This window comes from Nostoc sp. 'Lobaria pulmonaria (5183) cyanobiont' (assembly GCF_002949795.1).
In the GTDB taxonomy this organism is placed as follows: domain Bacteria; phylum Cyanobacteriota; class Cyanobacteriia; order Cyanobacteriales; family Nostocaceae; genus Nostoc.
The window spans coordinates 6,332,558-6,347,364 of record NZ_CP026692.1 but is presented as its reverse complement, the minus strand read 5'-3'; the positions used below and the strand labels follow the sequence as shown (position 1 = coordinate 6,347,364).

Sequence of the window (14,807 nt, the reverse complement as noted above, 5' to 3'; positions counted from 1 at the left end):
TACTTCAATACCTGTATTAGTCACAATTAGAATCTGTTGACTTAAATAGTTATTCAATAGGCGATCGCTACTTTAAATAGAGTGTGCGATCGCCTTCACTTTTAACCATAAAATTTTCTATTTAACAGCAACTATTATATCTCTGTATCGTCTCACTCAGTATCTATATTTTTGGAAATTTGCTAATAGGTAATAGTGTGATTACATTATTTCTATTAGCTAGTTCGTTTGGCATAGATTTTTTAATTATGACTGTATGACTAAAGTAATGGTTTTTACAAAAAGCAAAAAAATTAGGAACCTTGTACTTTAGTAAATGTCTAACTAATTAACAGTAAAAAAATAATTTCACCGGACTAAAAAAATAATGTTTAACTTAAATCGTTGGCAATCTAGAACAGCTGCACTCATGGCTTTGAGCGTTACAGTCGGGACTGTAGCGCCTTTCATTACAGCTTCACCATCTTTAGCTCAAACGACTTTTTCTGATGTTTCGTCTAACTATTGGGCAGCACAATTTATTCAACAATTGTCACAGCGAGGTGTAATTGCCGGATTTCCTGATGGTAGTTTCCGCCCTGAAGAACCGGTAACACGCGCTCAATTTGCCGCGATGGTCAACAAAGCTTTCCAAAAATCACAACAACGGCAGCCAATCAATTTTGCTGATGTACCCAGCAACTATTGGGCATCCAGTGCAATTGGGCAAGCTTATACTATTGGTTTCTTATCTGGTTATCCTGGAAATCGCTTTGAGCCTAACCAGGCTATTCCTCGCCAACAAGTTTTAGTTTCCCTTGCAAACGGTTTGGAATATAGTCCCAGTGGCAATACTGAAAGCACTCTGCAATACTTCAACGATGCCTCTAACATCGCTAGCTATGCCCGTAGCCCGATCGCCGCAGCAACCGAAAAGCGAATTGTGGTGAACTATCCGAATGTAAACTTCCTGAATCCAACTGCAACCGCCACTCGCGCCCAGGTAGCAGCTTTTATCTACCAAGCATTGGTTAGTTCTAATCAAGCCTCAACAATTAACTCACCCTATGTTGTGGCTGTCGGATCTACTACCCCAACACCTGCATCAGTGACAATTGCCCAAGGGACTACTATTCCTGTGAAGTATGACAAGGCAGAAAAAATTCTAGTTACAAAGGATGAAACATCGCCCTTGACATTGACAGTATCCCAAAACGTGGTGACACAAGACGGATCTGTAGTGATTCCTGCTGGTAGTCAAGTTGTTGGTCAACTAAAACCTGCTACAGGCGGTTCTCAATTCGTTGCCGAGAAACTAGTTTTGACCAGTGGTCAAGAGTATCAGCTTAATGCTACTTCTGACGTTATTACCAAAACTGAAACCGTCAAGAAGGGTACTAGTGTTGGTTCAATTATCAAAAATACTGTATTGGGCGCAGGTGCGGCAACTGCGGTATCTGCTGTGACTGGCGATCGCGCCATTGCCACAGAAGAAGTCTTGGGTGGTGCTGGTATCGGTGCGTTGGTTGGTCTGTTCTTCGGCAAGAAGAGTGTTGACTTAATCGCCATTGACCCAAATACCGATTTACAAATGACCATCAATCAAAACTTGTTGGTTTCACTGAGATAGTTATTAGTCCAAAGTTGTAACCCACAATCTGTTCGCATAGATTAGACATCTGGTGAAAATGAATGTAGAGACGTAGCAGTGCTACGTCTCTATAAGGGTTTCATATCATGTCGGGCTAATTAGTTATAATTCCCAAATCTATGCAAAAATCTAAAAACCCCTCCCCTCTGCTCGTCTGCGGTCTTAATGATAGTCTTTAACCGGACACGATATCAGCTAACGAATAATTAATTTCTGGAGATGTCTATTATTCTTGGGCTAAAAATTTACTGAAGCTTAGTTTTGACTTTGAACAAGAGTAACATAACTTCTAGGGGAAGATAATTTAAGATTTACACAGAAGATATTTCCTAACCCCCGCAATTCAGGGGAATTTAATATTTTCCGCATTTTTAAGCTTCCTTGGACGATGGTGTTTCAAGTTTTCACTGCCTAAGTCTTGATAATATACAGAGATTGCTTACGAGTGATCTTCCCTCAATCCTCAATATATATATTTTGTAAATTTGGGATACTCTTAAAATTTTTGGCTCTCCAGCGTAACCACATTATAACTTGTAACTCGACTTTAGCCCTCTTTTATATATTTGAGGAGAGAAAAATAAGATGCTGACCTGGAATTTTTTTTAAAGGCTTGATCGGCAAAGCCAAAAAATTTTTATTTGAAAGCAAGCACCAATAAACAAGGTTCTAAATATTCTCTAATGAGAGTAATAAAAGAGCATTAATCTAAAATCAAATTGTAAGATTAATGTAATTGCTGTATATTGTACATATATGGCACTCATGCTAGTTTTTTCACTAAACTCAGCATTTTTATAAACTTGCTGAAACTAAGTTTCAGCAAAAATTTTGCGATATTTTTTATTTATAAGAGTGATAATAGCGCTCCAGAGGTAAGACAAGACTAATTTTTATAGGATTTATTAAAAATAATTTTAATCTTGGTACTTTTGCTCAAGCGCTCAAATTAATTAGGTGGTATAGAAAGGAGATAATGCTTATGAATCAAGATTTATTAGATATTATTAACTTACTTCAAGGATTTATCCCTAAACTTACAGGTATCGAAAATCTGAATCTAAAACTGGCAGAAAATATCAATCCGTCTATTAATTTTAATTTCGTTATAATAGGTAAACAAAATAAGCCTTTAGCTATAATTTCTCCCAAAAATTCTACAAAGACAAACTTAGAAAATCCGTTAGATAATGTAAATGAATCCATTGCTTTTCTTCCAACTAATACGCTAGAAAAACGCAAAGCAGAACCAGGAAACAACATCAAATTCAATATTCAAAATGTCCCTTTCAGTAGTGGATTACATTTAATCATTAATCAAATAAATTGGTGGAATAAAAAAGGAAACCCAGAAGATAAATCAGTGCTAATTGATAACATTAAATTAATTCCTATACATGAAAATGAGTGGGCATTGATTAAAACAATCGAAAATGCAGAACAATTTGGATTATGTCTTAATAGAAACGGGGTTATAGAGTTAGAATTTCCAAGAAATAGTTCCAAACGAGTGATAGATATAAATAATTTATCATCAGAGTTATCTGAAACCTTCCAATTTACAGAGTATAAAGCTGGTGAAATTATAAAGCTTGAAGAAATTCCTGACTTATTATTTTCATTAGAGAAAAACATAGTTAAAAAAACAATCTTAATTGAATATAAACCCAAAACCTCTCGTAAAGAATATTTTCTCTTTATTTTAGCTCAGGAGTAAATTACTATGTCCTTAGAAAAAGAAGATAACCTTAAAAAAGAAAATGACAAGTATTCGTTTAAAACCTTAGGGGGCAACAGCCAAAATTTTTATTTGACACTGGATAAAAAAGGGCAGCCTATTAAACTTGGTGACGGCACTTTTGGCATAGTATTTGCAGTCCATGATAGCAATCAAGAAGACAGATTTGCTGTTAAACTTCTTTATGCTCATAAGATCGATCAATCACGTTTTGACAATGAAATTAAATCAACACAAGAAATTACACGAGCCAGGGGAGAGAGAAAGATTTTTGGTGTTATCAGGACAGTTGGTTGGACTGATTCATTTCAAGAATCCAATGTATATAAGACACTAAAGACGTTTTTTGAGCCATTAAGAATCTCAAACTATGCTTTAGTAACTGAGAAGTATGATGTAACACTGAAAGACATTTTGGAAAGAGACGGTGAACAAAATACAGAAGAGGAAAAATCTCAACACCCTACTGGTGGGAAGCTTACAGGATATGAGATTCTTAGACAGATGACCTTTGAAGATCGTATAGCTAATATACTTCCATATTTAAAAGATATTGCTCAAGGTCTTGTAACTCTTCATAAAGCTGGTTTGTTACACCTCGATATGAAACCTGCAAATATTTTCGTAAACGAAGAGGGTTCTGAGGTTAAGGCTGTAATTGGCGATCTTGGTTTTCTGTTACCAAAAAGAGATCCAATAAATACATCTTTGCCAATAGCTAGTGCAGAGCTACCTCTTGGAACACGTCACTACCGTTCACCTGAACAAAAAGACTATTTTGATATTTGTGATGCGGATATTCAAGTAGATAGCGAAAACCAGAAAGTTGAGCTTATTAGTACCGATCCTAAACTTCGTGATTCAATTATTGGAAATAACGATTTTGTAGTTTTTAGTAAAAATAAAGAACAGTATGAAATTGAGTCAATCTCTATTGATGAAAACTCATCGATACGTATTTTTCTTAATGTAAATAATGAGATTATTAAGAATATTAATAACGATCATAAAACACAGATTTTATTGTACAAACGGCAAGGCATACAAACTGATCTATTTGGTTTGGGAGCTATTTTCTTTGATCTACTTACTTGTGGAGAATCGCCAGAGCGTTTTTATGATAACATTCGAGTAATTTATGACAAAAAGGAGAAAAAAGTTGATGAAATAATGGAAGACTATGAAAAAGTTTTTAGTCTTCAATCTAGTGAGCCAAGTTTAGTTCAGGTATTTGAACCTTTTAAGCTTCATAAAAATTCAACAACATATGCTCCTCGTGAAATTGTTGAGATTATTCTAAAGTGCATACTTTACAAAGCAGGAAACACTTTTTATACCCTTAGTGATGACAGTTCTGATAAAATAGCTGTGCAGCTTGTGCTTGATAAAATATTAGAATTGGAGCAGAGTAAAAATTTCGAATTTAGAAGAACAAATAATAGTCTTTATCGCCGCAATTGGGAAAAGGAAAATAATTCACCTACTCCAAGTTTTTTAGAAACACTCAAAGAACTACAGAACTTGGATAAGGATCAATTACCTGCTCGTTTTGTAAGAGGATTTTGGTATTTGGATAAAATATCTGAATTAGTTAATCGCTCTGTGCAATCTTCCTCTTCGCAGAATTCATTCTCCTTTAGTGAGTTACATCCTACAAACTTGGTTATTAGAGAAACAAATAGTGAACCAGAAAATCTAACTATAAGGTTTCAGGCATACAAGACGGAAGAGTATTATAAGAAAGATTTAAGAAGTGACTCTGTATATACAAAAATCACTCGTGATATGGGAAATCCTTTTGTTCCAAATTATTTAGCATTTCTGCGTCGGAAAATTAAAATTAAAGAATTAGAGAATAAACAATATGAATATCAATTTTTAGATTCGTCCTCTTATAGAAATAATATTGAAAAGGGAGATTGGATTATATTAAAACCTCAAAATAATACTACAAACATATTGTTGCAAGTTGAATCTTCAGAAGGCTCTAATTTAACTTATAAACACGTCTCGTTTAAGGAAGATAATAAAGATGAAGTATCGACAATTATAAACAATATTACTAATGGTGAGATAGTAAGGGAAGTTGTATACTACCAAAATATTGAACCTTGTGTTTATTATTTAAACATGATAGGAATTTATATATACAATATATTTTTCGTAGGTATTGAAAACAATACTTACAGTAAACCAGGAATAAATGATATAATTAATAGTCTTTTGACTATGAATAATTCTCTTAAGAATAAGAAGATAAATACAAGAGAACCATATAATGATAATGAGCAAAAAAAGAATTTTTTTGATAACCTTGCTTTCAGCAAGCAGCCAAAAAATGTAAAAATGTCTAAAATTAAAGAAATTCTTGAAAGAGTTGCTTATATGTATCTAAAACTAACTATTAAGGAAAGTGAGAATTCCTATTATAAGAGCGGTACAGAAGATAAGTTGCGAATTACTTCACTTCTTAAAGACATTGAGAAACTCAAGCAGAATATTACTGATTTTATCAATACCAATGACATCCAACCTGTCCTTCTTAGATCGTATGTTAGTGATGAGTCGCTTGAAGAAATACCAACACTGTCTAAATTAATAAATAATAGCCAGATAGGTGTATCTCTAGAGTTTGATAAGCTAACTTCTTCGCTCGTTGAAGTACAGTCAGGTAATATGACAATGCGCTTGGATGACATGCTAACTCTTTAAATGCTAACTATAATGTGAATAAATAGTTAGCTATTTGATTGTTAAAAATAATAATTTTAGGTTAGGATATTGAGCAGCGTTAAAGGTTAAAGGAAAATGGGATAACCCGTTCTGAATAGACTAACTTTTAGTTTCAGGCAACCAAATAATAAACGTAGTTCCCGGTGCATCGGGTGAAGTTAGCTTAGAGTTGATTGCAGGGCTGAAAACCTCGATTTCGCCCTGCATTTGCTCTATTAATTGTTTAGCGATCGCTAACCCCAAACCTGTGCCGGGGATTTCTGTTTGCGCTTGTACACCCCGATAATGCCGTTCTCCAAGATGCTCTAAATCCTGGGGTGGAATGCCTGGCCCGTTATCACTAATGACTATTCCCTGAAAATTAGCTTTTTCTTGCCCAGCCTGAATCAAAATTTTGCCGCCAGTGGGAGTATATTTTAAAGCATTATCAATAATGTTAGTTAACACCTCTCGTAATGCTTTGACGTTGGCACGCACTAGAGATGAATTCTCTTGAATTTCAGTTATTAGTTTTAGCTTTCGTTCTTGGGCGATCGCTTTGGCTGATATTAATAATGGTTCTAATATATCTGCTAACGAGCAGTCAACTGCTTTATCTCCCGTTCCCGGCAATAATAGCGGCGGTTTAGCGTCTTTTTGGATACTTGCTTCTACAAATACTTCATTTTTCGGCAGATGTAGTGGTGCTAAATCTGCCTCTGTCAAGTCAATTACTTGTTCAAATTGTTGCAGTAATTCTTTAAGGCGATCGCTTTCCCGGACAATACTATTTGCCACATCCCGGTTAGCGTCTGCTGGTCGTAGTCGCTTCAATAGCAGTTTGCCAAAAGTCCGCAACGCTGTTAATGGGTTACGAAACTGATGCAACAGGTTATCTAGCAAATCCCGCTGTTTTTCTTGGAGAATTTGTTGTTCATGCAACTGTTGCTCAAACCATGCTCGCCGCTGATCTAAAATACAAGCGATCGCTAATGTTTGGGCTATCCGTTGAATCTGACTTTGCTCGTGTTCATTCCATGCCCGGTCTTTCCTGCGTGTCACCAGTAACCCCATCATCACACCCTCATAAATCAGAGGTAAAACAATTTGGTTGCCACTAAGTAGGTATTCCTCATTAAGATCGGGTTGAGACGCGTCTGGTATGTCAGACTCCTGTGATGAAGTTGGAGATTCTGAAGCCGGTGTCAATAACCTTCCTTGATGATTGGGTAATATAAACGCATTTCCAACTTGAAGTTGCTTGTATGCCGTCGCTTCAATAGTTTCCTCTCCTTGGGGTAATAATGCTGTTTCCGGGTAAATCACCACAGGAATCAGTTTGGCATCGCCGGAAGGAGTATCTACCAATTCTTGTGTTAGGTACACAATACTTAAAGTCGCTCCCAGCCCTTGGGTTAGTAGCGCTATTTGCTCTCGACACAGAGCAAGAAAATCGGAACTGGCAGACATTAACATTTTTTAGCTTTTGCTCAAGATTATAGATTTTGAGTCATGATGTAAGAGAGGATACTTAATTTTTACCTCGCTCATTTAATAAAGCTTAACTAAAATTTTCTTAGAGATGGTTTCTACTAGGGGATTATATTCTTAGGTAATTTTGTTTTCTCTATGTTTCAAATATATTAACTTTCTTATATTAAAAGGTTAAAAACTATTGATATTCTGAACTAGAACCTATATAATGACGACGGATTTTGTAGCTATTACTACAATCTATAGCTTGAAAGAGGAGGACAATAGATTGGCAAGGAGACGCAAAAGGAAAAGTCGTCGTCGTCAGGAAGGACGGCGCATTTTGGAGCACGTGCCTCAATATAGCATCGAAAGTGGCGAAGAAAAGCCTGTGACAGCAGCGAGAAGATTCATTCAAGCTGAAGGGATTTTGCCACCAGCGTTGCTACTTGTAAAGCGAAATGAACACACTACAGATCGTTATTTCTGGGCAGAAAAGGGACTGTTTGGTGCTCAATACGTAGAGGAAAACCATTTCTTGTTTCCTAGTTTGAGGGTGTTAGAACCTTCACCAGGTCAAGAACCTCTTGCTTTAGCTAGTCGGTGAACCATAGATGGTCATCTTGAGCATTGAATGTGGCTCCTGACTACTATTAACTGGCAAAATTGCTAAGTTTATGCAAAATTTAATTTTTTTTTAGTTTGTAGCTGATTTGCCAGTAAATCTAGTCCAGGTAGTTGGAAAGTGAACCTATTTCAAACCATGCTAGATTGCATGGGTTGATACTACTTTGATCGTGCAGAAGGGAGTGGGTATAGAGCCAAGCGCGTCTAAAAGTGCTAGTAAAGTTGCGCTCTTATGCCGTAGATAGTTAAGTAAGCTCTGTCAATGAATTTAAGTTAATGAATTTAAATTTTTTCCCCACGACCAAAGTCGTGGGGAAAACTGACAAAGCAGCAATCTTGATTTTCTCCTGACTACTTTCCATTGCCTAAAGAGTAGGTTAGGTCAGAAGTCTGCATATCACAGTTAAAAGATGATCGCAAGAATCAACAATTATTTCCCAGGCTTGAGCTGTAGAGTCCTCTGCAACTCACTGAGTTCATCTCGATGGGCAACTACAGTTACCTTACTTGAGGAGGTTTGTTCGCTCTGAGTTGTTTCTACTTTGAGCGACACCTTCTCAAGTCTTCCAGATTTTTTCCAATAAAATAGACCACTTAAAGGCGACAGCAGTACCATCGCCAGAACAAGGGTACTGAGGCTAGGAAAAAGCAGGGATGCCACCAGAGATAGACAAACAATCCCAGTAGCTGCCAGTAAAGTCAGAAATATAGCTAAGAACCAGCTGGGGCGAACATTACCTTCAAAAGTTACCTGATTTTTTTCTCGGTCTACCACTGCCACTCGGTAAGACCGCGATCGAAAATACTCTTTTAATTGAGACATTAAAACAGCTTCATCTTGCTCAGAGACTAGTTGGGACATTTCTGTACGATCTTTAGTCGAGGCACGAATAAAGAAAAACAGCCCAACCGATAACAACAAGGTTAGCAGGAACGTAGATGGCAGAATAGCAGTATCCATAACTAATTGTTAGTGTTTGACTGGAGGAGACTTATTCATTATCAATTATTCGTTACTTTTTCCTCCTGTTGATGTAGTCAAGCCATTGAAAAGCTAAATCCTGAGCTTGAACTTGCCATTCGGGAGAAACTTGGTACATCCGCCTGGGGCGCCCCCGTCCTTCGAGTTTCTTCCAATATCCAGTGATTGCACTTTGGTCTTCCAGAAATTTAATTGCACTGTAAAGTACGGTATCTGAAAGCCGATAGACGGGATACTCAGTTTCTAATTGCTCGATCAACTCGGTTCCGTAGGATTCACCTTGTAATAAAACAGACAGTATGTAACAAACTGCTAGTTCCTGACAAAGGTAAGTTGGCGGAGGATTCTCAAAAAATTGATATATATCCTCAAGTTTCATGGTTAGTGAATGGCTAAAAAAATGCCTTAAGGTAAAGTCTACAATCCTTGTAGCCAGTATACAGTGCTACTACTACGTGAGTAATACATAATAAAGCTACTTAGACTAGATATCCATTGCGTAAACATCAAACAATTACCCACGCCTGTGAAGTTGTGGGGCGAGTTGGCGAGTTTTAGGAGTACAAAATAATGTACCCCACTCAAGCTCGATACGGTGTGGTGAGGAGCGAACAGACAGTGAGGAAGTCACTATCTTGGTGTTAACTGATGCCGAGCTGGTTAGAACTGCTTAAGCAATAAAATGCCATCGAAGAAATTTTACAGGTAAAATGCTATTTTGTCTGTAAAACTTAATAAACACTTTGTTTTACAGTGATTTTCCCAATGCAAATTCTAAAATCTTAAGCTAGGGGATATATCTGGGATCGAGCTGCTACGTCGGTAGACACACTTAAAGTAACTACTTCTGATTTCCACGATCGCAGAATTTCTTGTCTTATTTGGCAAGTGTGATAGTAAATTTATCAAAGAAGGCGCTAAAAACTAGGGGAAAGAAGACAAAAGAGGGGAGAGGTAGGGAAAGAACTCTTTGTGTCCCCTTGTCCCCTCGTCTTCGCGTCCCTTAATCAAGCACCCAGCATATTGGCGATCGCTATGTCACAAACTCCCGATGCCCCATCATCTTCCTCAACTCTTAGGGCAATTGCCCAAACTTTTCGCCTTATAGGTTGGATTAGCTTCTGGATTCAGCTAGTACTAGGCGTTGTTTCTAGCATAATTGTGTTGCTGTTCGCCATCTTTAATCAAAGATCTGGCAGTCCTACTAATAATCCTGGGACTGGTTTTGGTGTATTTTTAGCAATTTGTGGACTGGTTGTTTTGGGTGGGGGCATTTATTTAGCTTACCGTTACACTAGGATTGGCAAGCAATTGGAATCCTCTAATCCCAGCAACCGTCCTCGGAAAAGCGAGACTGTGCAAGTATTACGCTTAGGGGTGTGGGTGAATTTAGGAGGAACGCTAGTGACTCTTTTGGGGGCGCAGGCGATCGTTGGTACACTGGTAGCAAGATCCATTTCTCCCCAAGCTATAACTACCCAATTTTTTGACCCTACCCGAATTATTAGCGGTCTAGATATGCTTGTGGTGCAAGCAAACACTAACACGGTCTCAGCCCACTTTGCAGGGCTTATTGCGTCACTTTGGTTGCTCAATCGGATTAACCGACCCTAATATTATGAGTGCTGAGTTTTCAAAAGTCTAAAGAAGTTAATCATAATTTTTCCGAAACGGACAAAACTGGGTGTGAAGACAACTACATAATCCTTGAAAAACATCTTATTAGTACAGCACTGCGTAATTCAAATCAATGGAACGCTTGCGGTATAGGAATTACAAATTACGTTAGCGAGTCAGGAAAGCGGCACGCTGCGCGTAACAAGATCCCTGTAAAGGTACGAGCGTAATTAGGAATTTTGCCAAGCTGTAGTAGTAGGTGATGCCAAAACTAGCACAGGGATAATATGTACCTTTTTTAGAAGTCTGACATCATGAGAAATCAACCAGCACAGAAATTTAATCAAGACGTATGGAGATTTGGCGTACAGGTTTTCTTTAGTAGCATCGTATTGGGGCTGTGTATTTTCAAGCTTGGCTCGCCAGCAGAGGACGATAAGAATATTGCGCTTTACTGGGGTGGTTTATCAGGTGTGCTTGCATACTGGTTACCTTCACCTGGACAAACTAGAGACGATAAGGAACCACCGAATATCACTCAAAGGACGTTTGCAGCCGTTGATAACAATAATGGTAACGATCAGAGTCTTGCTCAGGTTTCTGAAACGACAGTGACTCAAAATACGAATTCATGATTGGTTTAATGCATTATATGGTTTCTTAGCCCTGGCAGTGATGCTAGGGTAAAATCTTGCTCAGAGATTGAGACTGATTTTTCTAATAAACTTTATTTTTGCAGTTACAGCAAAGCAAAATTACTATATGCTAAATGCTTATGTGTTAACTGTATTGACAGGAAGATTTTAGGCTAAAAACTGAGAAAAATCTGTGCTGGATATTAAGCAAATACGGGAAAATCCGCAATTAGTTCAAGAACGATTGAATAGTCGTAGTGGTAAATACGACATCGAACCGATATTACTGTTAGATCGGCAACAACGGGAACTTGAAGGGAGGCGTAGTCAACTTCAAGCCCGGAGCAACGAAATTGGTAAAATTGTCGGCCAGAAGATTAAATCTGGGATCAATCCTCAAGATCCAGAAATTCAAGCTTTGCGGGATGAAGGTAACTCTCTCAAAGCTACGTTGAGTCAACTGGAACCCCAAGAAAAAGACCTCAAAGCTGAAATTACTCAACTTATGTTGGCGCTTCCCAACTTGCCAAGCGACTCTACACCCCTTGGTAAGAATGAGGAAGATAACGTAGAGGTGCGGCATTGGGGTGATGAGTACATTCCCCAAAACCCGAATATTCTCCCTCACTGGGAAATTGGCGAAAAGCTGGGTATTCTCAATGTTGAACGAGCTGTAAAAGTTGCCCAAAGTCGCTTTGTGACATTGATAGGCGCTGGTGCGGCATTGGAGAGGGCATTAATTCAATTTATGCTGACTCTCCATACTCAAGCTGGATATGTGGAAGTTAGTCCGCCACTGTTAGTAAATACCGAGTCTTTGACGGCGACCGGTCAATTACCCAAGTTTGCGGAAGAAAGCTTTAAATGCGCTGATGATGACTTATGGCTGATTCCGACGGCGGAAGTTCCAGTTACAAATCTCTACCGGGGTGAAATTCTCGCTGCTGAAGATTTGCCTATTTACCACTGTGCCTTTACTCCCTGTTTTCGCCGCGAAGCTGGTAGTTATGGGCGCGATATGCGGGGATTAATTCGTCTCCATCAATTTAACAAGGTGGAAATGGTGAAGTTTGTCGAACCCAGTACGTCTTTTGATGAACTGGAGAAATTGGTGGGGAATGCAGAAGCAATTTTACAGGCGTTGCAGTTGCCTTACAGAGTAGTAAATTTAAGTACTGGAGATTTGGGATTTGCCTCTACCAAAACTTATGATTTAGAGGTTTGGTTGCCCTCTTCTGGCAAATACCGTGAAATTTCTAGCTGTTCCAATACTATAGATTTCCAGGCACGACGGGCTGATATTCGTTTCAAAGAGGCGGGGAAGAAAGGAACTCAGTTCGTACACACTCTAAATGGTTCGGGTTTGGCAGTGGGAAGGACGATGGCAGCAATTTTGGAGAATTATCAACAACCTGATGGGATGGTGAAGATACCAGAAGTGTTGCAACCTTACTTGGGGCGTGAAGTTTTGTAATTTGTCATTGGTCATTGGTGAGCCAGTGCGGTGAGGCAGCCCCCATTCCCAATGCCCAATTAGAATGGAGATAACTATAGCTTAATATCTTCACTAATTTACTCTATGTCAGTTTTAGCAGCGATCGCAGTCTTGGCTGTTTTGATCTTGGTACACGAGTTGGGACATTTTGTTGCAGCACGTTCTCAAGGCATTCTCGTTAACCGTTTTTCTTTGGGTTTTGGCCCAGTTCTTTTGAAGTACCAAGGTTCACAAACCGAATATGCTGTCCGCGCTTTTCCCTTGGGCGGCTTTGTGGGCTTTCCCGATGATGACCCAGATAGCGATGTTCCACCCAATGACCCAAATCTGCTGCGTAACCGTCCAGTTTTAGACCGGGCGATAGTTATCAGTGCCGGGGTAATCGCCAATTTAATATTTGCCTACTTGGTGTTGGCTCTGCAATTGGGTATTGTCGGCATTCCCAAGGAATTAACCTATAAAGCTGGTGTCGCCGTACAGCCTGTTAATCAGGAATCTGTTGCCTATCAAGCAGGAATTCGGGAAGGAGATATTATTCTGGCTGTTAACGGTCAAGAGCTCCCGGCTTCTGATAAATCAACTCCTTTGCTGACTAAAGAAATTCAAACTCATCCCAATCAGCAAATCGAACTGAAAATTCTGCGTGAAAATCAACAACAAACCCTGAAATTAACACCAAAACTGGGAGCCGATGGCAAAGGCGTTGTTGGTGTGGCACTCAGTCCAAATGCTACAGCAATTTATCGCCGTCCTAATAGTCCTTTTGAAATTTTCGGCATTGCTGCTAACAGATTTCAACAATTATTTGTTGGGACACTCAGCGGTTTTGGGCAGTTAATTACCAACTTTCAACAAACTGCTGGACAAGTTTCTGGGCCAGTTAATATTGTCAAAATCGGTGCAAAATTAGCTGAGGACAATAGCGTAAATCTGTTGTCTTTTGCGGCAATTATCAGCATTAATTTGGCTATTATCAATATTTTGCCTTTACCAGCTTTAGATGGCGGACAACTCGCTTTTCTGTTGATTGAAGGTTTACGCGGTAAGCCTGTACCTGCCCGGATTCAAGAAGGTGTAATGCAAACCGGTTTGGTGTTACTCTTAGGCTTAGGAATTTTTCTGATCGTCAAAGAAACTACCCAATTAACTAGCCAATTGGAATGGGTACAAAAATTGTTCCAGTGAGCATTACCCGCAAATCCTTATCTAAAAAGCAACGGGCGATAGAAATTTTAGCTCGTCTGAAGCGTCTTTATCCAGATGCTACCTGCTCTTTGAACTACTCAACACCCGTACAATTGTTGGTGGCAACGATTCTCTCTGCTCAGTGTACTGATGAGCGAGTAAATAAGGTGACACCAGCTTTATTTGCTCGGTTTCCTGATGCTGAGAGTTTAGCGATCGCTGACTTAGTAGAATTAGAAAACTTGGTGCGTTCAACCGGATTTTATCGCAATAAAGCCAAGAACATTCAAGCCGCCTGTCGGATGATTGTCACTGAGTTTAACTCTGTTGTCCCCAACCAAATGGAGCAATTATTAAAGCTTCCAGGTGTGGCGCGCAAGACAGCAAATGTCGTCTTGGGTCATGGTTATGGCATTAATGTTGGCGTGACGGTAGATACTCACGTCAAACGCCTGTGCGAACGTTTGGGTTTAACTGAAGCAAAAGACCCGGTTCGGATTGAGCAAGATTTAATGGGTTTATTGCCTCAGTCTGATTGGGAAAATTGGTCAATTCGGCTGATTTATCACGGTCGTGCTATTTGTAAAGCGCGCTCTCCCGTCTGCATTACTTGTGAGCTTGCCGATTTATGTCCTGCTGCAAATAAGCCAGTGATTGTAGGGCAAGCGACACAAGTAACCCCAGAATTGATGGAGAGACTGTAGAATGGAAAA

Annotated in this window: 12 protein-coding genes; 9 read left to right on the top strand and 3 right to left on the bottom strand. The window is 38.9% G+C overall.

Annotation, left to right across the window (positions count from 1 at the left end; translation table 11 throughout):
• The first annotated feature begins 367 nt into the window (after positions 1–367).
• From NLP_RS28145 to NLP_RS28135, 3 genes are all read left to right on the top strand, one after another.
• Entirely contained in the window at positions 368–1,609 is a 1,242-nt protein-coding gene (locus tag NLP_RS28145; RefSeq protein WP_104909196.1) for an S-layer homology domain-containing protein, read from the top strand.
• Between the two features lie 1,003 nt (positions 1,610–2,612).
• On the top strand, positions 2,613–3,347 hold the full coding sequence (locus NLP_RS28140) for a hypothetical protein (protein ID WP_104909195.1): 735 nt from the start codon (positions 2,613–2,615) through the stop codon (positions 3,345–3,347).
• Positions 3,348–3,353: 6 nt separating this feature from the next.
• Positions 3,354–6,080 carry a protein kinase domain-containing protein gene (locus NLP_RS28135; RefSeq protein WP_104909194.1) on the top strand — a complete coding sequence of 909 codons (2,727 nt, stop codon included), beginning with the start codon at positions 3,354–3,356 and terminating at the stop codon, positions 6,078–6,080.
• Between the two features lie 120 nt (positions 6,081–6,200).
• Here NLP_RS28135 and NLP_RS28130 read toward each other — a convergent pair whose 3' ends face one another.
• A complete protein-coding gene (locus NLP_RS28130; protein WP_104909193.1) occupies positions 6,201–7,556 on the bottom strand; it encodes a GAF domain-containing sensor histidine kinase in 1,356 nt (451 codons plus the stop codon).
• Positions 7,557–7,842: 286 nt separating this feature from the next.
• Between NLP_RS28130 and NLP_RS28125 the strand changes: the two genes are divergently transcribed.
• Positions 7,843–8,160, top strand: coding sequence for a DUF3155 domain-containing protein (locus NLP_RS28125; protein ID WP_041566316.1), 318 nt, complete (start codon positions 7,843–7,845; stop codon positions 8,158–8,160).
• Positions 8,161–8,610: 450 nt separating this feature from the next.
• On the opposite strand, the gene NLP_RS28120 is transcribed toward NLP_RS28125, so the two are convergent.
• Together NLP_RS28120 and NLP_RS28115 are read right to left on the bottom strand one after the other, a co-directional pair.
• Positions 8,611–9,141, bottom strand: a complete 531-nt coding sequence (locus tag NLP_RS28120; RefSeq protein WP_104909192.1) for a cofactor assembly of complex C subunit B — start codon at positions 9,139–9,141, stop codon at positions 8,611–8,613.
• 52 nt (positions 9,142–9,193) lie between these two features.
• Positions 9,194–9,541, bottom strand: coding sequence for a PadR family transcriptional regulator (locus NLP_RS28115; RefSeq protein WP_104909191.1), 348 nt, complete (start codon positions 9,539–9,541; stop codon positions 9,194–9,196).
• A 656-nt stretch (positions 9,542–10,197) separates the two neighbouring features.
• Here NLP_RS28115 and NLP_RS28110 point away from each other — a divergent pair.
• The 5 genes from NLP_RS28110 (at position 10,198) to nth (ending at position 14,798) form a co-directional block, all read left to right on the top strand.
• Complete coding sequence (locus tag NLP_RS28110; RefSeq protein WP_104909190.1) at positions 10,198–10,776, top strand: DUF3611 family protein; 579 nt, start codon at positions 10,198–10,200, stop codon at positions 10,774–10,776.
• A gap of 317 nt (positions 10,777–11,093) precedes the next feature.
• Positions 11,094–11,414: a hypothetical protein gene (locus NLP_RS28105; RefSeq protein ID WP_104909189.1), complete on the top strand. Its 321-nt coding sequence runs from the start codon at positions 11,094–11,096 to the stop codon at positions 11,412–11,414.
• 193 nt (positions 11,415–11,607) lie between these two features.
• Positions 11,608–12,888 carry a serine--tRNA ligase gene (gene serS, locus NLP_RS28100; RefSeq protein ID WP_104909188.1) on the top strand — a complete coding sequence of 427 codons (1,281 nt, stop codon included), beginning with the start codon at positions 11,608–11,610 and terminating at the stop codon, positions 12,886–12,888.
• A 105-nt stretch (positions 12,889–12,993) separates the two neighbouring features.
• Positions 12,994–14,094: an RIP metalloprotease RseP gene (gene rseP / locus NLP_RS28095; protein WP_104909187.1), complete on the top strand. Its 1,101-nt coding sequence runs from the start codon at positions 12,994–12,996 to the stop codon at positions 14,092–14,094.
• Positions 14,070–14,798 (top strand): endonuclease III, encoded by a 729-nt coding sequence (gene nth / locus NLP_RS28090; protein ID WP_104909186.1) that lies wholly within the window; start codon positions 14,070–14,072, stop codon positions 14,796–14,798. Before rseP ends, nth begins: the two co-directional genes overlap by 25 nt.
• Positions 14,799–14,807 lie beyond the last annotated feature (9 nt).